Origin of the sequence: Kribbella sp. C-35 (assembly GCF_046549195.1) — a bacterium.
Lineage (GTDB): Bacteria > Actinomycetota > Actinomycetes > Propionibacteriales > Kribbellaceae > Kribbella.
Map to the genome: position 1 here is coordinate 895,760 of NZ_JAJPWG010000002.1, position 19,538 is coordinate 915,297.

Below are 19,538 nucleotides of genomic sequence, written 5' to 3' on the forward strand. Positions count from 1 at the left end.
GGTACGGTCAGTCGTCCCAGAACAGGCGGGCGACGGTGTTGTGGGCGCGGCGGGTGGTGCGGAGGTAGTCGTCGGAGAAGCGGCCGGACTCGCCGGGCGGGTAGCCGCAGATCTGCGCTACGGCGGCCAGGTCGCGCGGATCGCGCGGGAGTGAGTCGCCCGGGCGGGCGCGGACGAGCATGATCGCGTTCCGGATCCGGGTGGCCAGCACCCAGGCCGCTTGCAGCGTCTCGGCCTCGGCGGGGTCGACGAGGTTGGCCTCCACCCCGGCGCGGAGCGCGGTGAGCGTGCGCGTCGTACGGAGACTGGGAACGCGGTGTGCCTCGCGGAGTTGCAGGAGCTGAACGGTCCACTCGATGTCGGCGAGACCGCCGCGTCCGAGCTTGGTGTGCGTGCTCCGGTCAGCGCCGCGTGGCAGCCGCTCGGCGTCGACGCGCGCCTTGATCCGGCGGATCTCCATCACGTCCCGCTCGCTCACCCCGTTCACCGGGTAGCGCAGCGGGTCGATCAGCTCGCGGAACGACTGACACAGGTCGGCGTCGCCGCACAACGGGTCGGCGCGGAGCAGCGCCTGCGCTTCCCACACGGCCGACCAGCGCGCGTAGTAGGAGGCGTACGACGCGAGCGTCCGTACCAATGGTCCTTGCCGGCCCTCGGGGCGCAGGTCCGCGTCGATCGCGACGGCCGGGTCGGCGCCGGGCAACGACAGCATCCGGCGCAGCTCGGTCGCCGCCTGGGTCGCGAAGTCCGTCGCCTTCTTCTCGTCCGCGCCCGGGAGCGGATCGTGTACGAACATCACGTCCGCGTCGCTGCCGTACCCGAGCTCGTGACCGCCGAACCGGCCCATCGCGACGATCGACATCCGGGTCGGCTCGGGCTCACCCTTCGCGACCGCCTTGCGCGCGACTTCGAGCGCGGCCGTCAGCGTTCCGACGGCGATGTCGGTCAGCCCGTCGCCGACGGTCTCGACGTCGAGCAGGCCGGACAGGTCTGCCGCAGCGGTCCGGAAGAGTTCACGGCGTCGTACGGCGCGGATCGCGGCGACCGCGGCCTCCGGCGAATCCTGCCGCCGGGCGGCGGCGGACATCTCGGCCAGCAGGGCGTCCTCGCCGCGCGGCGTCAGCTCTCGCTCGTCGGCGAACATCGCGGTCGCTTCCGGGGCGCGCTGCAACAGGTCGACGGCGTACCGGCCGCTGGCCAGCAGGTGCGCCAGCCGCTCGGCCGACGCACCCTCGTCGCGCAGCTGGCGCAGGTACCAGGGCGTGGAGCCGAGGGCGTCGGAGATCGTGCGGAACGCGAGCAGACCGGCGTCCGGATCGGGTGATTCGGCGAACCAGCCGAGCATCGCGGGCAGCAACGCCTTCTGGATCGACGAACGCCGCGAGACCCCTTCGGACAGTGCTTCGATGTGCCGCAGCGCCGACCCCGGATCGGCGTACCCGAGGGCCGTCAGCCGCTGCTTGGCCGCCTCGGGCGTCAGGCGTACTTCGTCGCCCGGGATCCGCGCGACCGCCGCGAGCAGCGGGCGGTAGAACAGCTTCTCGTGCAGGCGCCGTACCTCGAGCGCGTGCTTCTTCCAGGCCGCGGTGAGATCGGTGACCGGGTTCTTCGTGAAGCCGAGCGAGCGGCCGAGCCGTCGCAGGTCGGCCTCGTCGTCCGGGACCTGATGCGTACGACGCAGACGGAACAGCTGGATGCGGTGCTCCATCGACCGGAGGAAGCGGTACGCATCCGCGAGTACGGCGCCGTCCGTACGGCCGACGTACCCGCTGCTCGTCAGGGCCTCCAGCGCGACCAACGTCGTACCGCTGCGGACCGAGTCGTCGCTGCGACCGTGCACGAGCTGCAGGAGCTGTACGGCGAACTCCACATCGCGCAATCCACCGGGACCGAGTTTCAGCTGGCGGTCCACGTCCGCTGCCGGGATGTGGTCGATGACGCGGCGGCGCATCGCCTGGACGTCGGCGACGAACCCTTCCCGGTCCGCCGCGGACCACGTGAGCTGACCGATCTTCTCGGAGTACTCACGACCGAGCTCGGCGTCGCCCGCGACCGGGCGGGCCTTGAGGAGGGCCTGGAACTCCCAGGTCTTCGCCCAGCGCTGGTAGTACGCGAGGTGGCTGTCGAGCGTGCGGACGAGTGGACCGGACTTACCTTCCGGCCGGAGTGCGGCGTCGACCGGCCAGAGCGTGCCCTCGCCGGTGTGCGCCGAGCAGATCCGCATCGCGGCCGCGGCCAGCTGGGTCGCCGTCTTGAGGGCCGGCAGCTCCGGTTCGCCGTCGAGCGGCTCGGCGACGAACAGTACGTCGACATCGCTGACGTAGTTGAGTTCCCGGCCACCACACTTGCCCATGGCAATGATCGCGAGCCGGCAGTCGGCGGCGGCCGGATGCGCGGCGAAGTACTGGTTGCGGGCGATGTGCAGTGCGGTCTCGAGCGCTCCCCCGGCGAGATCCGCGAGTACGGCGGCCACCTCGTCGACGAGCAGTCCTTCGGCGAGATCCCGGGCCGCGAGCCGGAGCAGCAGGCGGCGGTACTCGACTCGCAGCGCGTCGACTGGGTTCTCCGCATCGACGGCGGTCGCGAGCTTGGCGGCGACGTCCTCCACCGACGGCCGGGCCCCCGCGAGCGCGGGGTCGGCGAGGTCGTACCAGTGACGCGGATGTACGCCGAGATGCCGCCCGAGCGCCTCGCTCGCGCCGAGCACGTACACGAGCCGGCGACGGAAGCCGTCGTCCATCTCGAGGGTGCGGGCGAACGCGGCGAGGTCGTGCTTGTTCCGATGCAGCGCCTCGGCCATCGAGCAGAGACTTTGCAGCGCGAGATCGGGATCAGCCGATTCCGAGAGCGTCGTGATCAGCTGCTCGGTAGCCAGCGGACTGTGCGAGTCCAGCGCGTCGAGGTCCTCGAGTATCCCGGCCGCCCGCCGGGGGTCCTCGAACCCCAGCCGAACCAGCCGGCCTTCCCACGACCCCCTCCGCCCGTCAGCCACCCCCGCAGGCTACCCAATCCCCCACCTTGAGCCCGCACCAACCGTTTCCGGCCACGCAGAACGGTTGGTGCGGGCCCAAAGATCTCGGGTTGATTGCGGTGAATACACGGTGTCGTGTAGCGAACTCGCTCAGTAGTCGGGCATGATGACTGTTCATGGTGATGATGACGGGGTCGCTCGCCGTGCGCGGCACGGTGGTGTGGTTGACACCCCAGCAGGGCGGACGAGTCTCCGGGCCGCCGGAGCCGGACTACGACTACGACTACACGGCGACCGCGTACCTCCCGCCCCGCACTCCCGAGGACGGCCAGGCCGGGATCGCGCTGCGGCACTTCTCGCCGGGCGCCTGGCGGACGCCGATCGACGGAATTCTCGTTCCTGCCAAGGGAAACCGAGCCCAGCAGGTGATCCCCGGCTGCATCGTGATCATCACCGAAGGCGTCCGCCCAGTCGGCATCCTCACGGTCGAAGAAGTCAACGCCCTGGCCCCCGACGGCACCCCGGTCGTTGCCGCCGCCCCCACCTACGAAGCGGCTGTCGAGATGCCCCCGGTCGCCGCCGAACCGCCGTACCGGCACTCCACCGCGGCCGCCCGCTGGGCCTCCAAGCACGCCTCCGACGACGCCCCACCCCAGACCGCCGCCGTCTGAACCGAGTGGTTCTACGGATGTGGCGGCGGCTCGGGCAGTCGACGATTCCGGCATGACGAAAAGAATCCAGCCACAGCAGACGGCAGCCTTCTACGCCCAGGCAGTCGCGTCTTTCGGGATCTCGGTCTCCGCGATGGTCCTCGCCCTGGCCTACCTACCAGCCGAACCCTGGGTACGGGCGTTCCTCGCACTCGGCCTGTTGTACGTCGTCACGTCAACGGTCGTCCTGTGCAAAGTGGTCCGGGACCGGCAGGAGATCTCCGCAGTAACCACCCGAGTAGACCAAGCCCGCCTAGACAAACTCCTCACCAACCACGACCCCTTCAAGGTCGACGGCTGAAGGTCCTACAGGACCGGGAGGAGTTTGTTGAGTTCGAAGGGGGTTACCTGGCGGCGGTAGTCCTGCCATTCGGCGCGTTTGTTGCGGAGGAAGAAGTCGAAGACGTGTTCGCCGAGGGTCTCGGCGACGAGTTCGCTGTCCTCCATCGCGCTGATGGCTTCGGCGAGGCTGCCGGGGAGGGGTTTGATGCCGAGCGCCTTGCGTTCGCGTGGGGTCAGGGACCAGATGTCTTCCTCGACCTCGACGGGGAGCTCGTAGCCCTCCTCGATGCCCTTGAGGCCGGCCGCGAGCATCAGCGCGAAGGCGAGGTACGGGTTCGCGGCCGAGTCGAGCGACCGGAACTCGACCCGACTCGACTGCCCCTTGTGCGGCTTGTACATCGGCACCCGCACGAGCGCGGACCGGTTGTTGTGACCCCAGGAGACGAACGACGGCGCCTCGTCCCCGACGGCGAGCCGCTTGTACGAGTTGACCCACTGGTTCGTCACCGCGGTGATCTCGGCGGCGTGCTGCAGCAGGCCGGCGATGAACGCCCGCCCCGTCTTCGACAGCTGGTACTGCGCGCCGCCCTCGAAGAACGCGTTACGGTCGCCCTCGAACAGCGACATGTGGGTGTGCATCCCGGATCCGGGCTGGTCCGACAACGGCTTCGGCATGAACGACGCGTAGATCCCCTGCGAGAGCGCCACCTCCTTCACCACGACGCGGAACGTCATGATGTTGTCGGCGGTCGACAGCGCGTCGGCGTACCGCAGGTCGATCTCCTGCTGCCCCGGACCGCCCTCGTGGTGGCTGAACTCGACCGAGATGCCCATCGACTCGAGCATCGTGATCGCCTCGCGGCGGAAGTCGTTGCCGATGCCCTGCGGCGTGTGGTCGAAGTACCCGGACGAGTCCACCGGCTCCGGCGTCGTACCGGGGGCGCCGGTGAGCGACTTGAACAGGTAGAACTCGATCTCCGGGTGCGTGTAGAACGTGAACCCGAGATCGGCCGCCTTCGACAGGGTGCGCTTCAGCACGTGCCGCGGGTCGGCGAACGACGCCGAGCCGTCGGGCATGTTGATGTCGCAGAACATCCGCGCGGTGCCCATCGTCTCGCCCCGCCAGGGCAGGATCTGGAACGTCGACGGGTCCGGCTTGGCCAGCATGTCGGCCTCGGTCACCCGGGCGAAGCCCTCGATCGCCGACCCGTCGAAGCCGAGCCCTTCCGCGAACGCGCTCTCCAGCTCCGCCGGCGCGACCGCCACCGACTTCAGGAACCCGAGCACGTCGGTGAACCAGAGCCGCACGAAACGTACGTCGCGCTCCTCCAGCGCGCGCAGTACGAACTCCTGCTGCTTGTCCATCAGTCCACCTCTCACCGGCATATCTCTCAGGCACATTCACAAGGTCTCTCACAGTGTGCCCCGCCCTTGTTAAGCAGACGTTACGTGCCAGGGAGGACTTGACCGCATTCAGGGCCTAGCGTGTCCCTTTGTGCAGACGATCTTCCACGCCGCCCTGATCGTGGCCGCGGTCCTCTGCCTCAGCGACCTGATCGTCAGCACCGCCCGCTTCGCGCAGTCGCTGCGCCGTCAGCGACCCGCCGAGCGGGACGTGCTCGGGCGCCGCTGGCTGCCGATCCCGGAGCTCGGGTTCGGGATGTGCGCGTTCTGCTGCCCGGGTCTGGTCACGCTCGGGCTGACGCATCACAACGCCGACAACCTGCCGACCCGCCAGATCCTGCTCGCCGCCCTGGTCTTCGGGTACGCCGGCGCCGTGCTGTCCCGGGTCGTCCGGACCCCGGGCCCCGGCGGCCGCCGGTTCAAGCTACGCGCCGGCCTGCTGCTCGGCCTGCCTGCCGTGTTCGGCCTGGTCTTCGGCCTCTCGGGCATCGCCGTCTGAGCGGGCTGCGCGGCGCTGCCGGAACCACGGTACGACGCGCTCGAGCGGCGCGAACGCCAACCAGCAGACGACCGTCGGCAGGAAGTGGATCAGCAGGATCGCCGTGTTCGCCGCGTGGAACCCGAGGAAGAACAGCGCCCCGAACAGCTGCCAGCGCCCCTTGAGCCACAGGATCACCGGCGAGCAGAACTCCCCGATGATGCCGACCCACTGCATCACGTGCAGCACCCACGGATAGTGCAGCAGCCACTCCCCGACCGGGTGCGGCCGCCGCACGATCGCCCACGTCAGGATCGCGCTGCCCGGCCACGCCAGCGTCCAGCCGGCACCGCGGAGCTTGGCGATCGCGGACAGGAAGTAGGTCGCGATCACCGAGATCTGGATGCACCGGATCGCCCAGCCGGCCGCCTCGGACTTCGTCTGGTCCGCGTACGGCGAGACTTCGCGACGCCACCGCAGATTCCAGCCGCCGGTCCGGGGCGCCACCGTCGGCAGAACCCACAGTGCGACGACGAGGGCGAGATGGTCGTGATCGACCTTGCCGTCGCTCATGCCGATCAGCACCCACCAGGTGAACGCCGGGGCGACCACCCAGCCCGCGAGTCTCGGCAGCCGGTTGGTCGCGGCGATCAGGCAGGCCGCGATCAGGACGACGTACAAGGCGGTCGTGTTCGCGACGGACGGCGTGGGCAGGTCGAGGAGCCTGGCCAGCAGCAGCGGCTGGTAGAGGCCGGGGTGCTCGCCCTTGTCGCGGGTGTCGCGGACGAACGCATGCATGTCGAGGATGACGAACAGGTAGAGGATCGTCCGCAGCCACGCGATCCGGGCGAGGGCGATCGTCGGGGTGAACCAGTCGGCGACCCGGCCGGCGGCGGTCCGATGGGTGGTGCTCACTTGCGCACCTCCCAGGTAGCGAGGACCTCGGGCGTCGGTGGGCCCTCGACCCGGCCTTTGACCAACTGAGTGGTGTCCCGGATCAGCTCGAGCTTCACGTACTGCGGCTTGTCCGGGTGCTTGCGCGCCCAGCCGTCCGCCACCTGCTGCAGCAACGACGGGTCGTTCACGATCTCGCCGGACCTGGCCTCGATCTCGGCCCGGGCGACACCGGCGCCCTCGATGTTCAGCGGCACGTCCACGGTGGTGCCGGCGTCGGTCTGCGCGCTGATCCGGGTGAACGTGATCTTGGCGTCGTCCGGGACCGATCCGGCGTACTGCGACATCGGACCGAACGGCCACGCGTCGTCGCTGGCGCGCACCGAGCCGTTGATCAGCAGGCCGATGCCGGCGACGGCCACGAGCACCCGCAGTCCCTTGCCGACCCGCCCCACCCGCACCACGTCCGGTGCCTGACCCTGTGTCACCACGTCATTAGATCATTCCGGTTTGGAGGCCTTGGCGGTAGGGGATTTTCTATAACATGACCGCCCCAGAAAGATTCCAACATGCCCGGGTGTCCCGGCGTACCGTCCTCGGCGCTACCGCCGGCGGCGTACTGCTCGGCGGCATCACCGTCCCGACCGCAGCGCATGCCGCCCCCGCGCCGCGCTGCTACACGCGCACCGAATGGTCGGCGCGCCCGCCGAAGTCCGCGACGCAGGTGATCGGCAAGCCCGACCACATCGTCATCCACCACACCGCGAGCCCGAACGTCACCGACTACTCGCTCGCGGCGGCATACAAGGTCCAGCACTGGATCCAGGACCTGCACATGGACACCAACGGCTGGATCGACATCGGCAACCAGCTCACGATCAGCCGCGGCGGGTTCCTGATGGAGGGCCGGAGCAAGTCGCTGTCGTCGATCAACAACGGGCAGAACGTGCTCGGCGCGCAGACCGCGAACCACAACAGCCACACGATCGGCATCGAGCATGAAGGCATCTACGTGAGCCAGGACGTGCCGGTCGCGCTGTTCGACATGTCCGTGCTGACGTGCGCGTGGTTGTGCACGAAGTACGGCCTGGACCCGCATGCGGCGATCGTCGGGCACCGGGACTACAACACGACGCAGTGCCCGGGTGACGTGTTCTACGCACGGCTCCCGGAGTTGCGGGATCGCGTCGCGGCGGTGCTCTTCGGCTGATAGGTGATCCTCCGGATCAGGAGCTCGAACGGTCCGCGGTAGTTGGCGCGTCGCATCCGGTCGGCGAGCAGTACGGTCGCCAGCCAGGTCGCGACGGCGAGCAGAGCTGTCGTGGTCGTGGTGAGCGTGTCCGACAGGTCGAGCAGGTACGGCGTGAACACGAGAGCCCAGACGACGGACTGGGCCAGGTAGCACGTCAACGATCGTTGTCCGACGGCGGCGATCGCCGTGGTCAGAGGTCCATGGCGATCGCTCAGCCGGTGTGCGATCAGGGCGATCAGAGCGGCGTACCCGAATCCGCCGAAGACACCGGTTGCGTCGTGCAACGGTCCGAGGAGCGTCACCGCGTGGTCGCTCGGCCGGGCGATGACGCCGCCGACGACGAGCGAGACCGGGAGCGCGCCGAGGATCGCGATCGTGAGACCGAGCAGGGCCGTGTCCGCAGCAGGGTGAGGTGCTCGGCCGGGCGTTCGAGGATTCGGCGGCGGCCCGCCCACAGGCCGATCAGGAACGGCGTGACGAAGCCGATCCAGCCGACGCCGGCGATGAACGGCTGCACCACCAACCGGTCGGGGAACTGACCGAGGAACGTTGTCGGGAGCATCGAAGGATCGGGCCCTTCGGCGGATCCGGCGAGGCTGTCGTCGCTGGGCAGTGCGGTGAGGACGAGGACGAGGGCAGCGACGACGAACAGCCAACGGTCCTTCCAACGCAGGGCCCAGACGCCGAGGAACAGGAGTACGCCGTACGCCGCGAGGATGTCGCCGATGTAGAGCAGCATCGCGTGCAGGAAACCGAGCACGATCAGGACGAGGCTGCGGCGCCACAGCAGTTTCCGGATCGGCCACCACTCCTTGCCCGACTCGCGTTGCCGGCGGACGATCTGCGCGACGCCGTACCCGAAGAGGACGCCGAACATCGGGAACGCGCGACCGTCGACGAGCGTCGAGATCAACAGCCCGAGCCCGCGGTCGACGGGCGATCCGTCGGTCGGGAATCCGCCGAAGTAGCCACGGCCGGCGATGAAGTAGTGCGAGTTCGCGAGCGCGATGAACAGCAGCATGAAACCGCGGGCGAGGTCCGGGCCCAACGCGCGTTCGCTCAGTCCGGTCGGTCCGCCTTGGGTACTCATGATTCCCAGTCAATCCGCGCGGCGTCGGCGGAACATCCGACGAAAGTCCCTGCCGAGTGAACCTTCGTCGCTGTTCGATAGTTGCATGCACGACGAAGCCCTGACTCGTTGGCAGCGTGGGTGGTCCGCCTCCCGCGGATGGACCGACTTCCAACGCATCGATGACGTCACGGTCGTCCGGATCGGCGAGCCGGAGCGGCGGGTCGAGTACGTCGCGACCGAGCAGCACGCCATCGCCGCCGCGCATCTCGCGCTGACCGACTGCAATCCGCCCGGTACGTCGTGGCTCACGATCGCCGCCGGCGCCGCGGGTCGCGTCGCCGCCGACCTCAGGCCGCTCGAGATCGTCCGCACCGAGTGGCTGATGACGGTCCGGCTGGCCGACCAGGTGTCGTATCCCGTTCCCCCGCCGTACTCCCTCGAGCTCTCCGCCACGCCGTCGGTGATCGAGGCACAGGTCTGCGGATACGGCGAGATCGCCGCCACCGGACGGATGGCGGTCCTGCACACCGGCGCCGTCGCCGACATGATCCAGACCGACCCCGCCCACCGCTGCCGCGGTCTCGCGCGGGCCGTCATGACCGCCCTCGCGCACGCAGCCCGCTGCCGCTCCGCCACCACCGCCTACCTGGCCGCCTCCCCCGAAGGCCGCCACCTCTACCAGTCCCTCGGCTGGACCACCCTCACTCCCCTCCTGGTCGCTCGGACCTCGACACCATGAAGCAGATCATCGCGTTCACCGGACTGCCCGGAACCGGAAAGTCGACGCTGGCCGAACAACTGGCCGCAGAAACCGGAGTCCCGGCTTTCGCAGGCGACTGGTTGCTCGGAGCCCTCAGACCGCACGGCGTCCTCGGCGGTCTCGACCGTCCGACGTTCCTGGCGATGTACTACGACCTCCTGGGGACCCTCGCCGAACGGCAGCTGATGCTCGGGCAGTCGGCGATCGTGGACTGTCTGGTCAACGAGGAGATCGCGCAGCGGTGGGGCGAGCTGGCGGCGCGGTACGACGGGCGGTTGCGGATTGTGGAGTGTGTCTGCAGCGATGAAGCCGAGCATCGCCGGCGACTGGAAGGGCGGCGGCGGGGCATCCCGGGATGGCATGAGGTGGGGTGGGATCACGTGCTGCGGATGCGGAGTGAGTACCCGCAGTTGGAGGGTGAGCGGCTGACCGTGGACGCGATCGAGACGGTCGACGGGAACCTCGATCGGGTGCGGACATTCCTTCGGCATTCGTAAGAGGTTGGCGATGGGCGTGGGGTCGGGCCTGATGACCCAGTAATGTGCTCTCGTGCCTCAGCTTCGGGTAGCGCTCGCTCAGCTCAATGTGACCGTGGGTGACATCGACGGGAACACCGACAAGATCGTCGCGTGGACCCGTAACGCGGTCGAGCGAGGTGCGCACGTGGTCGCGTTCCCGGAGCTCGGGCTGACCGGTTACCCGGTGGAGGATCTGGCGCTGCGCGCGTCGTTCGTGGACGCCTCGCAGCACCGGATCCACTCGCTCGCGAAGCGGCTCGCCGACGAAGGACTCGGCGACATCGTGGTGATCTGCGGGTACCTCGACCGAGCCGGCGGTACGGCGATGGGCATCGACCGCCTCGGCCGTCCGAAGGGCTCCCCCACCAACGCCGCCGCGGTCATCCACCAGGGTCGCGTCGTCACGAGCGCCGTGAAGCACCACCTGCCGAACTACGGCGTCTTCGACGAGTTCCGGCACTTCGTTCCCGGCAACACGCTGCAGGTCGTCCGCATCCACGGCGTCGACGTCGCCCTGGTGATCTGCGAGGACCTCTGGCAGGACGGCGGCCCCGTCGCGGTCACCCGCGAGGCCGGTGCCGGCCTGCTGCTCGTCGTCAACAGTTCGCCGTACGAGGCCAACAAGGACGACGTCCGCGGTGATCTCGTACGGCGCCGCGCTCGCGAGGCCGGCTGCGCACTCGCGTACGTGAACCTGGTCGGCGGCCAGGACGAACTGGTCTTCGACGGCGACTCGCTGATCGCGGATGCCGACGGCAAGATCTTCGCCCGCGCACCGCAGTTCGAGCAGGGCAGCATGGTCGTCGACCTCGACCTCCCGGCCGCCTCCGGTACGCCGTCCGGCACCCACGAAGGCATCGAGATCGTGCACACCGTCCTCCAGGACGACGAGCTCCCGCCGTACGAAGCGATCGCGTCGAACATCGCGCCGCGGTTGTCCGACGAGGCCGAGATGTACGGCGCGATCGTCACCGGACTGCGCGACTACGTGCAGAAGAACGGCTTCAAGTCGGTGCTGCTCGGACTGTCCGGCGGCATCGACTCCTCGCTGGTCGCCGCGATCGCCTGCGACGCGATCGGCGCCGAGCACGTGTTCGGGATCTCGAACCCGAGCGTGTACTCCAGCGACCACTCCAAGGACGACGCCGCCGACCTCGCCGCTCGGACCGGCCTGAACTACCGCGTCGTACCGATCCAGCCGATGGTGCAGCCGTTCCTGGACACGCTCGGCCTGACCGGGCTCGCCGAGGAGAACCTGCAGGCGCGGGTCCGCGCGGTGATCTGGATGGGCCTGTCGAACGCCGACGGCCACCTGGTACTTGCCTGCGGCAACAAGTCGGAGCTGTCCGTCGGCTACTCGACGATCTACGGCGACGCGGTCGGCGGGTACGCGCCGCTGAAGGACGTGCCGAAGACACTCGTCTGGCGGCTCGCGAAATGGCGGAACGCGGACGCCAAGGCTCGCGGCCAGCAGCCGCCCATCCCGGCGAACTCGATCGCCAAACCGCCGTCGGCCGAGCTTCGCCCCGGGCAGCAGGACACCGACTCGCTGCCGCCGTACGACCTGCTCGACGACATGCTGGACGACTACGTCGAGCAGGACCGCGGCAGTGCGGAACTCGTCGCCGCCGGGTTCGAGACCGGGCTGGTCACGCAGGTGATCCAGCTCGTCGACCGGGCGGAGTACAAGCGCCGGCAGTACCCGCCGGGCCCGAAGATCACCCACAAGGCGTTCGGCCGGGACCGCCGGTTGCCGATCACCAATGCGTGGCGTGAGGATGCACGAAAGGCGGCCGAGCACTGAGCGACTCCTGGCGGTACCGACCGTCCCAGCCCGACCCCTGGGCCCAGGACCAGTCGTGGGACTCCACCGAGGAGACCCACGACCGCTCCGGCCTGCCCAAAGAGGATGTGAGCGATCGCTCACCTACAGGCGGTGGCGCTCACCCTCCGCATCGGTGGGACGATGAGGGCATGGTTGACAACTTCCTGTCGGCCGGTACCCAGGGTGACGACGAGGAGTTGCCCTCGCCGTACGGGACCGGACCGGCGAACCGGGCAACCGAGGAACACCGCCGCTCGGACTATGAGAACGACAGTTGGCGGGACCGCGACTCTGCCAGTTCTGGATGGGGTCTCGACCCGTCGCCGTCGCTTCCGAACGCGCCGCGGACGTACGAGCGCGGGCCGGTCCCGCAGCAGCCGTACGTCCCGAAACCGCCGTACCTGCCTAGTGCTCCACCTCCTTCACAGCAGCCACCGCGAGTAGAGCGGGCGGAGCGGCAGGAACAGCCGGAGCGGCGGGAGTACTACGGGGAGTCGCGGGAGGAGTCGTACGGGCGGGAGTACCAGGAGCAGAACCCGTTCCGGCCGCAGCCGCCGGCGCAGCAGCCTCCGCAAGCGCCGCCGCAGGGGCGGCCTAGTCCGTTCGGGCCTGGGTCCAACGGAACGTCAGGTGCGTCGGGTGCAGCACAGCCGCGGCCGGCGCAGCCTCCGGCGCCTCAGGCTCCGGGGAGTGGTGCGCCGCAGCGTCCGCCGCAGTCGTCCAACGGCAGTACGAACTGGGGCAGCCCGGCGCCACAGCCGAACCTGTTCGCCGCGCAGCCGCCGTCGCCCGCCGCGAACAACGGCACCAGCAATGGGTTGAGCCATGGCTCGAGCAACGGTGTGAGTGGTCACGGCTCGAGTAACGGGCTCAGTAGTAGCAATGGGTCGAGCAACGGTTTGAGCAATGGGTTGGGTCCGCAGCAGCCGCCGCGGCCTCCGCAGCGTCTTCAACCACCGGATGCACCACGAGCCCAGGAGCCCGGCCGCGGCCAGGAACCACCTCGCCGCTACGAGCCTGGTCCTGGCCCCGAACCGATCTGGAGCCACGACCGCATCCCCGAGCCAACTCGCGCACCCGAGCCACCCCGCCCAGCCGAGCCGCCCCGCTCCCCTGAGCCCGACAACGCCCGCCGCCAAGAAGAAGCGGTCCGGCACGAGCAACCCCGTCGGCAGGAGGATCCCCGCAGAGACGAAGACACCCGGCGACGCGAGGACGCTGAACGCCGCCTGGAAGCTCTGCGGCGTCAGGATGCTGAGCAACGCGAAGCAGCTCGGCGACGCGAACAGACCCAGCGCGAACAGGCCCAGCGCGCGGAGGCTGGGCGGCGGCAGGGTGGGGGTGAGGAGACTCAGCCTCAGGAGATTCGGCTTCGGCCGGGTGCGCCGTCGCAGGACGCGGCATCAGGTGCGCGGGACAACGGGTATCCGTCGGACCCGAGCGCCGAGTACGAGAGCAACGCACCGATCAGCGACGAGCCCGTTGGTACGCGGGCCGGCGAGCAGCCGCATGTACCTGGCGCAGCTCGCCCGCTCGGCGCCCGTCGGCGCGCGGGCGTCCAGCAGGACGCCCCCAGCCAGATCTCCACAGAGCAAGTCACCTCACACCGAGCCGGCCGCCGCGCCCAATCCACACCGAGCAATCCGTTCGGGGGCCCGTCGGCGACCAACACACCAGAGACAGCCGCCAACAACCCGGCCGGTCCGAGCTCGAGCGACGCCGCAGGCCCGTCCGCGAGCAACGCACCGAGCACCGCCGCCTCCGCCGGCAACGTAGGCCCGGCAGCTGCAACCGCCGGCAGCGCGTTCCCGGGCAACGGAGCAGGTGTGGCCGCAGGTGGTGCAGCTGCAGGTGGTAGGTCGGCGGGCGGTTCGCCTGTGGTTGCGAGTGTTGCGCCCGGTGCGGATGCCGAGGTTTCGCCGTACGGCGGAGGTGCTGGGAAAGCTGCAGCGCCTAGTGATGGAGTGAAGCGGCCGCGCCGGTATCGGATTCATCATCTGCGGGACTTCAAGAGCCGCGGTGAGAAGTGGGCGATGCTGACGGCGTACGACCAGTACACCGCCGAGATCTTCGACCAGGCCGGTATCCCGGTGCTGCTCGTCGGTGACTCCGCCGCGAACAACGTCTACGGCTACGACACCACCCTGCGCGTGACGGTCGACGAGCTCATCCCGTTGGCACGCGCGGTGGCCGGTGCCGTCGAGCACTCGCTGGTCGTCGCGGACCTGCCGTTCGGTTCGTACCAGGCGTCGCCGGAACAGGCGTTCCACACGGCAGTGCGCTTCATGAAGGAAGCCGGCGTCCACGCGGTAAAGCTCGAAGGCGGGCGCACCGTCGTACCGATGGTCGAGAAGCTCACGCAGTCCGGCATCCCGGTGATGGCGCACATCGGCTTCACCCCGCAGAGCGAGCACAGCATCGGCGGGTACCGCGTCCAGGGCCGAGGCGATCAGGCAGCCGGTCTGATCGACGACGCCGTGGCGCTCGCCGAAGCCGGTGCGTTCTCGGTGGTGCTGGAAATGGTCCCGGGCGACGTCGCCGCGGAGATCACCAAGCGCATCCCGATCCCGACGATCGGCATCGGCGCCGGCCGCGACACCGACGCCCAGGTGCTGGTGTGGCAGGACATGGCCGGCCTCCGCTCCGGCACCATGCCCCGCTTCGTCAAGCAGTACGCCGACCTGCGCGGCATCCTCACCAACGCCGCCACCACCTACGCCTCCGAGGTCGCCTCGGGCGCATTCCCAGGAGACGAACACACCTTCTGACGCAACTCTCCGCACCTCCCCGGTAGCTGTCCGGAAACGGTCGGCGAACCCTTGTCCGGCCGATTACATCGGTTCACGATGTTTTCGGCAAAGGGGAACCGTCCGAACGGGACGAAGATCCAGCTGGCAGTGTCGCGCATCAAGCACAAGACGCCCGACTCGCAGGCCCAAGGTCCGATGCTGGTGAACCCGGGCGGCTCGGGTCTGACCACGCTCGACTCGGTCCGCGACATGGAGAGCATCCGGATGGCGCTCGGCGCCCCGCAGATCAACTACTACGGGTTCTCCTACGGCACGTACCTCGGCCAGGTGTACGGAACGCTGTGCCCGAACCGCTTCCGCCGCGTCATCTTCGACGGCGTCGTGAACGCGACGCGCGTCTGGTACGACGCGAACCTCGACCAGGACTTCGCGTTCAACAAGAGCGTGAAGGTGTTCTTCGCGTACGTCGCCGCGCACAACTCCACCTGGCATCTCGGCACCACCGAGGCCCAGGTCGAACTCCGGTATTACGCCGAACTGAAGAAGCTCATCGGCCATCCGGCCGACGGCAAGATCGGCCCGTCCGAATGGAACGACATCTTCACGCAGGCGGCGTACTACGTGTACGGCTGGGTGTTTGTGGCGAACGCGTTCGCGGCCTGGGTCCACGACGGCGCCGTTCCTGACCTGGAACAACGCCTGGTTCAACGCACCGTGCGCGTTCTGGCCGGCGACGGCCGGTCACCCGGTGAAGGTCGACGGGAGCCGGGTCCAGAGTCTCTTGATGATCAACGAGACCCTCGACGCCGCAACGCCGTACTCGGGCGCACTGCAGACCCGCAAGACGTTCCCGAACGCGGCGCTCAGGCCGTCAAATCCATGGGAGCGATGAGCGTTCGGTCCAGTACTCCTCGGGTTGCTGGACGAACTCGGTGAGCGGCCCGTCGGTGCGGTAGGCGAGGTTGCTGGCTAGTTGGGCCGTCGTGGTTGCTCCGCTGAGGACCACGTCGGCCCACGGTTGGGCGACGGCCGCTCCGACGGCCAACGCGTCAGGTGCGACGCCGCGCTGGCGAGCGAACTCGTTGAACGGTGTCTCGCCGGCGCGGGACGTGAGGCGGCCGTTGGCGACGGCCTCCTTGACGACGACGAACCAGCCGGCGTCGTGCGCCTCGGCGAGTGCGGCGCCGGCTGACGTCTCCAGGACGTTCCAGGTGGCTTGTACGGCGGAGAACGGCGTACCGGAGGACAACGCCTTGCGCAGCGTCTCGGCCTGTCGTGGACCGCTCGTGGAGAGCCCGACGCGGACACCGGAGTCCGCGAGTTCGCGCAGCCGATCCAGCAAGCGCTTGTCCTCGAGCGCGGGACTGTCGGTCGTCAGGCTGTGCACGAGGTGGAAGTCGGGCGGTCCACCAAGCGCTTGAAGGGTCTCCGGCCATTGGCGTTCGAACGTCGCGAGGCTGTGGTCCTTCACCTCGTGCGTCTCCACGTCATGCCGCCAGTCGGCGACGTACGTGTAACCCCATTTCGACCCGACGGTCATCGCCGTACGGCGTTCCGGTGTGATCCACTCTCCGAGGAACTGCTCGGCAAGACCGTACGAACGCGCGGCGTCGAAGTACCGAACACCTGCTTGCCACGCCTGCTCCAGCAACTCGTGGGTCCGCACCCGCAGGTCCTCGACCGCACGTCGCGGCGGCAGGTCCTCGTCGTGCCCGAGATTGATGTACCCGGGACGCCCGAGCGCTGCCAGTCCGAGACCGATGCTTGCCATGCCTTCGATCGTAGATGTCCACAGCAACCATGTGAGACGCGCCGCAACACCCGACGTACTGCGGCCCGTGTCCCTTAGCGTTTTGTGGTGTGAGCGAATCCCAGATGCCACCACCAGGAACGGTCCGGCACCGTACGACGGCGCGCGTGCTGCCGGTGCGTCCGGACGGCAAGGTGCTACTGCTGCACGGCTGGGATCCGCTGAAGCCGCAGACGCCGTACTGGTTCACGATCGGCGGCGGCGTCGAATCCGGTGAGACGGTCGCGGAAGCGGCCGGCCGCGAACTGCGCGAGGAGGTCGGCATCGTGCTGCCGATCGACGCGCTCGGAACACCGGTCGCGACGAACACGATCGAGTTCGAGTGGGGCGGGTGCCGGATCATTCAGCACCAGACGTTCTTCGCGGTCGCGGTGGACCGCGTCGACGTGACGTTCGCGAACCAGGAGGAGCTGGAGCTGCAGACCATCAGCGCACACGGCTGGTGGTACGGCGACGACCTCGAGGCGACCGGTCAGGCCGCGCACGCCACGATCCCCGGCATGCTCCGGCGGGCAGCGGACGTGATCACACTGCGCCGGGCCTCTTGAGTCAGCGCTTGCGGGCTTCCTTGAGGACCTTCTTCGGGACCTTCTTGTCCACCTCGTAGTGCACGCGATCGAGCCGCTCGGCGCAGCCTGCCTTGGACAGGCGCAGCAGAACAACCGGGCACTTCTTGCACCTCGGCTTGTCCTTGCAGCACTTCTTCTTCGCGGTCATCGACGGCACCCGGCGAGCGTAGGTGAGGCATACCTAACACGTCTAGATGTCAGGCGACGATCGTGGCGGAGGTCACGAAAGCTGTCCGCTCAGCAGTTCGTGGGCTTCGACAAGTGACGGTCCGTACCAGGTCAGGTGCCGGCCCGAGACACAGCGTGCGGGTTTCGTGAACGCCTCCGGACCGTCCTCGGGTGAAAACGGATAAGGCTCGTCGGGCAGTACGACGACGTCGTAGTCGGGTAACACGTCCGGGTCGATGCGCGGATAACGTTCACCGGATTCTCGGAGCACGTTGTCGATGCCGATCCTCGACAACAGATCTCCCGCGAACGTGTCCCGGCCGAGTGCCATCCACGGCCGGCGCCAGATCGGTATCACGGCCCGCCGGCGCATTCCGTCGTACGGCGTACTCCACACCTCTCGCGCATCGTGCAACCACTGCGGTTCGCCGCCGATGATCGCGGACAGCATGCGACCGAGCGAGTCGAGTGATTCAGGCACCGTCCTTGGCGCCGTCACCCAGACCGCGATTCCACTCGTTCGCAACGCGTCGAGATCGACGGCGCGATTCTCCTCGGCGTTCGCGACGACGACGTCGGGTGCGAGTTCGCGGATGCGATCGAGGTCGGGATTCTTGGTACCGCGAAGACGGGCGACGTCGAGGTCCGCGGGATGCGTGCACCAGTCGGTCGCACCAACGATTTCGGCCGGATGCGTGACCGCGATCGACTCCGTCAACGACGGCACGATGCTCACCACACGATGCACCTCATCGGGTAGCTCGACGACGTTGCGCAGGTCGTCGTACGCGCTCTTCATCTGCTCGATGCACCTCACGTTCGCAGGACGTTGCCGAGGACAACACTCGTCGATCAGGGCGTTCGATGGCCAGATTGTGCGCGTGTCGCCAAGAAATTATTCTGCCTATCCGGCATGCTCGGGGCGCGGCGGAATCCCTTCTGCACAAGGATTTTCGGCATTTGCCCGCGAACCCGCCGCCAGTTCTCCTTAACCTGCGGACGTTTCCGGTGCTTTACGTAGCGCACAAGTGTTGTCATCATCATGACGACGAGGAATCCACCGTGGTTTTCCTCAGCCGCACCAAGGAGGCAGAGTGCCAGCCAAGAAGGCAGCCGCAGGGAAGGCGACAGCCAAAAAGGCTTCTCCCGCCAAGAAGACTGTCGCGAAGAAGACCAGCGCCGCGAAGACGACCACCGCGCGCAAGGTCAGCGCAGCAAAGAAGACAGCGACGAAGAAGGTGAGTGCGGCCAAGAAGACCGCCGCCAAGAAGACGGTGGCGAAGAAGGCGCCGGCCAAGAAGACCACCGCCAAGAAGGCCCCCGCGAAGAAGGTCGCGGCCAAGAAGGCCCCCGCGAAGAAGGTCACGGCCAGGAAGACCGTCGCGAAGAAGGCGCCGGCGAAGCGCGCGACCGCTGCGAAGAAGACGACGGCAGCGCGGAAGACGACGGCCAAGAAGACGGTCGCGAAGAAGACCGTCGCCAAGAAGGCGCCGGCCAAGAAGGTCGCGGCGAAGAAGGCGCCGGCCAAGAAGGTCGCGGCGAAGAAGGCGCCGGCCAAGAAGGTCGCCGCCAAGAAGGCCCCGGCCCGCAAGGTCGCCGCCAAGAAGGCTCCCGCGAAGCGCGTCGCCGCGAAGAAGGCGCCGACCCGCACCGCCGCGAAGAAGTCCGCGGTGAAGAAGACGGTTGCGAAGAAGGCACCGGCGCGCAAGGCGCCGGCCCGGAAGACCGCGGCCAAGCGGGTAGCCCGCTGACCTTCACGTCAGCAAAGCAACAGAAGTCGGTAACTGTCGAGGGGCACCACCTGGTGGGTGGTGCCCCTCGGCACGTCGTCGTCGGAGCCGGACCTCAGTCGTCGTCCCACTTCGGGTCGTTGTCCCAGGCCTCGTTACGTTCCTGGGCCTTCTCCAGGGCGCGGGCGGCCTCCTCGGGCGAACTGTACGGCCCGAGCCGGTCGCCGGACTTCGCACCCTGGTACTGCTCGACCTTGCCGGTCTTGGTGTTGTAGTACCACTCGTTGCTGTGATCGTCGCTCATCTGGATGACCACCTCCTGGGAGTCTTGTCGCAGCTCTCTAG

At 68.4% G+C, this 19,538-nt stretch carries 21 protein-coding genes and 1 pseudogene; 12 read left to right on the top strand and 10 right to left on the bottom strand.

The genetic code is table 11. The features are described 5' to 3' along the window. Positions 1–7 precede the first annotated feature (7 nt). Complete coding sequence (locus tag ACLJOO_RS16795) at positions 8–2,992, bottom strand: bifunctional [glutamine synthetase] adenylyltransferase/[glutamine synthetase]-adenylyl-L-tyrosine phosphorylase (protein WP_410788095.1); 2,985 nt, start codon at positions 2,990–2,992, stop codon at positions 8–10. A gap of 155 nt (positions 2,993–3,147) precedes the next feature. Here ACLJOO_RS16795 and ACLJOO_RS16800 point away from each other — a divergent pair, with 155 nt between their 5' ends. Beyond that, positions 3,148–3,642 carry a hypothetical protein gene (locus ACLJOO_RS16800; RefSeq protein ID WP_410788096.1) on the top strand — a complete coding sequence of 165 codons (495 nt, stop codon included), beginning with the start codon at positions 3,148–3,150 and terminating at the stop codon, positions 3,640–3,642. 52 nt (positions 3,643–3,694) lie between these two features. Beyond that, positions 3,695–3,982, top strand: a complete 288-nt coding sequence (locus ACLJOO_RS16805) for a YiaA/YiaB family inner membrane protein (RefSeq protein WP_410788097.1) — start codon at positions 3,695–3,697, stop codon at positions 3,980–3,982. A gap of 5 nt (positions 3,983–3,987) precedes the next feature. Here the strand turns inward: ACLJOO_RS16805 and glnA are convergent, their stop codons facing one another. After that, positions 3,988–5,328: a type I glutamate--ammonia ligase gene (gene glnA / locus ACLJOO_RS16810; protein ID WP_131342556.1), complete on the bottom strand. Its 1,341-nt coding sequence runs from the start codon at positions 5,326–5,328 to the stop codon at positions 3,988–3,990. Between the two features lie 130 nt (positions 5,329–5,458). Between glnA and ACLJOO_RS16815 the strand changes: the two genes are divergently transcribed. Further along, positions 5,459–5,866 carry a hypothetical protein gene (locus tag ACLJOO_RS16815; RefSeq protein WP_410788098.1) on the top strand — a complete coding sequence of 136 codons (408 nt, stop codon included), beginning with the start codon at positions 5,459–5,461 and terminating at the stop codon, positions 5,864–5,866. On the opposite strand, the gene ACLJOO_RS16820 is transcribed toward ACLJOO_RS16815, so the two are convergent. Both ACLJOO_RS16820 and ACLJOO_RS16825 read right to left on the bottom strand, forming a co-directional pair. Further along, positions 5,792–6,760 (bottom strand): hypothetical protein, encoded by a 969-nt coding sequence (locus ACLJOO_RS16820; protein WP_410788099.1) that lies wholly within the window; start codon positions 6,758–6,760, stop codon positions 5,792–5,794. The two genes, ACLJOO_RS16815 and ACLJOO_RS16820, sit on opposite strands and share 75 nt — an antisense overlap. Further along, on the bottom strand, positions 6,757–7,227 hold the full coding sequence (locus ACLJOO_RS16825) for a hypothetical protein (protein WP_410788100.1): 471 nt from the start codon (positions 7,225–7,227) through the stop codon (positions 6,757–6,759). The genes ACLJOO_RS16820 and ACLJOO_RS16825 overlap by 4 nt, the downstream gene beginning before the upstream one ends. Before the next feature lie 89 nt (positions 7,228–7,316). On the opposite strand from ACLJOO_RS16825, the gene ACLJOO_RS16830 reads away from it, so the two are divergent. Next, positions 7,317–7,949, top strand: a complete 633-nt coding sequence (locus ACLJOO_RS16830; RefSeq protein WP_410788101.1) for a peptidoglycan recognition family protein — start codon at positions 7,317–7,319, stop codon at positions 7,947–7,949. Here the strand turns inward: ACLJOO_RS16830 and ACLJOO_RS16835 are convergent. Together ACLJOO_RS16835 and ACLJOO_RS16840 are read right to left on the bottom strand one after the other, a co-directional pair. Beyond that, positions 7,895–8,380, bottom strand: coding sequence for a DUF418 domain-containing protein (locus ACLJOO_RS16835; protein WP_410788682.1), 486 nt, complete (start codon positions 8,378–8,380; stop codon positions 7,895–7,897). The genes ACLJOO_RS16830 and ACLJOO_RS16835 overlap by 55 nt on opposite strands. Beyond that, positions 8,290–9,081, bottom strand: coding sequence for a DUF418 domain-containing protein (locus ACLJOO_RS16840; protein ID WP_410788102.1), 792 nt, complete (start codon positions 9,079–9,081; stop codon positions 8,290–8,292). Before ACLJOO_RS16840 ends, ACLJOO_RS16835 begins: the two co-directional genes overlap by 91 nt. A gap of 85 nt (positions 9,082–9,166) precedes the next feature. Here ACLJOO_RS16840 and ACLJOO_RS16845 point away from each other — a divergent pair, with 85 nt between their 5' ends. From ACLJOO_RS16845 to ACLJOO_RS16870, 6 genes and pseudogenes are all read left to right on the top strand, one after another. Next, the gene (locus tag ACLJOO_RS16845) at positions 9,167–9,802 is read left to right on the top strand and encodes a GNAT family N-acetyltransferase (RefSeq protein WP_410788103.1); all 636 of its coding nucleotides are present in this window, start codon (positions 9,167–9,169) and stop codon (positions 9,800–9,802) included. Further along, on the top strand, positions 9,799–10,320 hold the full coding sequence (locus tag ACLJOO_RS16850) for an AAA family ATPase (RefSeq protein ID WP_410788104.1): 522 nt from the start codon (positions 9,799–9,801) through the stop codon (positions 10,318–10,320). Before ACLJOO_RS16845 ends, ACLJOO_RS16850 begins: the two co-directional genes overlap by 4 nt. A gap of 52 nt (positions 10,321–10,372) precedes the next feature. Further along, entirely contained in the window at positions 10,373–12,145 is a 1,773-nt protein-coding gene (locus ACLJOO_RS16855) for an NAD+ synthase (RefSeq protein ID WP_410788105.1), read from the top strand. Between the two features lie 170 nt (positions 12,146–12,315). After that, on the top strand, positions 12,316–14,934 hold the full coding sequence (gene panB / locus ACLJOO_RS16860; protein WP_410788106.1) for a 3-methyl-2-oxobutanoate hydroxymethyltransferase: 2,619 nt from the start codon (positions 12,316–12,318) through the stop codon (positions 14,932–14,934). Between the two features lie 177 nt (positions 14,935–15,111). Continuing rightward, a pseudogene (locus tag ACLJOO_RS16865) lies at positions 15,112–15,396 on the top strand (alpha/beta fold hydrolase); the annotation flags it as partial. A gap of 157 nt (positions 15,397–15,553) precedes the next feature. Then, positions 15,554–15,808: an alpha/beta hydrolase gene (locus tag ACLJOO_RS16870; protein WP_410788683.1), complete on the top strand. Its 255-nt coding sequence runs from the start codon at positions 15,554–15,556 to the stop codon at positions 15,806–15,808. Here the strand turns inward: ACLJOO_RS16870 and ACLJOO_RS16875 are convergent. Then, positions 15,788–16,687: an aldo/keto reductase gene (locus tag ACLJOO_RS16875; RefSeq protein ID WP_410788107.1), complete on the bottom strand. Its 900-nt coding sequence runs from the start codon at positions 16,685–16,687 to the stop codon at positions 15,788–15,790. The two genes, ACLJOO_RS16870 and ACLJOO_RS16875, sit on opposite strands and share 21 nt — an antisense overlap. An 89-nt stretch (positions 16,688–16,776) precedes the next feature. Here ACLJOO_RS16875 and ACLJOO_RS16880 point away from each other — a divergent pair, with 89 nt between their 5' ends. Next, the gene (locus tag ACLJOO_RS16880) at positions 16,777–17,274 is read left to right on the top strand and encodes an NUDIX hydrolase (RefSeq protein ID WP_410788108.1); all 498 of its coding nucleotides are present in this window, start codon (positions 16,777–16,779) and stop codon (positions 17,272–17,274) included. A gap of 1 nt (position 17,275) precedes the next feature. On the opposite strand, the gene ACLJOO_RS16885 is transcribed toward ACLJOO_RS16880, so the two are convergent. After that, positions 17,276–17,452 (bottom strand): hypothetical protein, encoded by a 177-nt coding sequence (locus ACLJOO_RS16885; RefSeq protein WP_157996160.1) that lies wholly within the window; start codon positions 17,450–17,452, stop codon positions 17,276–17,278. 63 nt (positions 17,453–17,515) lie between these two features. Beyond that, positions 17,516–18,262: a helical backbone metal receptor gene (locus ACLJOO_RS16890; RefSeq protein ID WP_410788109.1), complete on the bottom strand. Its 747-nt coding sequence runs from the start codon at positions 18,260–18,262 to the stop codon at positions 17,516–17,518. Positions 18,263–18,557: 295 nt separating this feature from the next. Between ACLJOO_RS16890 and ACLJOO_RS16895 the strand changes: the two genes are divergently transcribed. Beyond that, complete coding sequence (locus ACLJOO_RS16895; RefSeq protein WP_410788110.1) at positions 18,558–19,214, top strand: histone H1-like repetitive region-containing protein; 657 nt, start codon at positions 18,558–18,560, stop codon at positions 19,212–19,214. A 94-nt stretch (positions 19,215–19,308) separates the two neighbouring features. On the opposite strand, the gene ACLJOO_RS16900 is transcribed toward ACLJOO_RS16895, so the two are convergent. Continuing rightward, on the bottom strand, positions 19,309–19,497 hold the full coding sequence (locus tag ACLJOO_RS16900; protein WP_410788111.1) for a hypothetical protein: 189 nt from the start codon (positions 19,495–19,497) through the stop codon (positions 19,309–19,311). Between the last annotated feature and the right edge of the window lie 41 nt (positions 19,498–19,538).

What these genes read in the sequence shown, in the direction of transcription:
- ACLJOO_RS16875 (WP_410788107.1), bottom strand. Translation starts at nt 16,687, where the DNA reads ATGGCAAGCATCGGTCTCGGACTGGCAGCGCTCGGGCGTCCCGGGTAC.
- ACLJOO_RS16840 (WP_410788102.1), bottom strand. Translation starts at nt 9,081, where the DNA reads ATGAGTACCCAAGGCGGACCGACCGGACTGAGCGAACGCGCGTTGGGC.
- panB (WP_410788106.1), top strand. Translation starts at nt 12,316, where the DNA reads ATGGTTGACAACTTCCTGTCGGCCGGTACCCAGGGTGACGACGAGGAG.
- glnA (WP_131342556.1), bottom strand. Translation starts at nt 5,328, where the DNA reads ATGGACAAGCAGCAGGAGTTCGTACTGCGCGCGCTGGAGGAGCGCGAC.
- ACLJOO_RS16845 (WP_410788103.1), top strand. Translation starts at nt 9,167, where the DNA reads ATGCACGACGAAGCCCTGACTCGTTGGCAGCGTGGGTGGTCCGCCTCC.
- ACLJOO_RS16890 (WP_410788109.1), bottom strand. Translation starts at nt 18,262, where the DNA reads ATGAAGAGCGCGTACGACGACCTGCGCAACGTCGTCGAGCTACCCGAT.
- ACLJOO_RS16850 (WP_410788104.1), top strand. Translation starts at nt 9,799, where the DNA reads ATGAAGCAGATCATCGCGTTCACCGGACTGCCCGGAACCGGAAAGTCG.
- ACLJOO_RS16900 (WP_410788111.1), bottom strand. Translation starts at nt 19,497, where the DNA reads ATGAGCGACGATCACAGCAACGAGTGGTACTACAACACCAAGACCGGC.
- ACLJOO_RS16800 (WP_410788096.1), top strand. Translation starts at nt 3,148, where the DNA reads ATGGTGATGATGACGGGGTCGCTCGCCGTGCGCGGCACGGTGGTGTGG.
- ACLJOO_RS16805 (WP_410788097.1), top strand. Translation starts at nt 3,695, where the DNA reads ATGACGAAAAGAATCCAGCCACAGCAGACGGCAGCCTTCTACGCCCAG.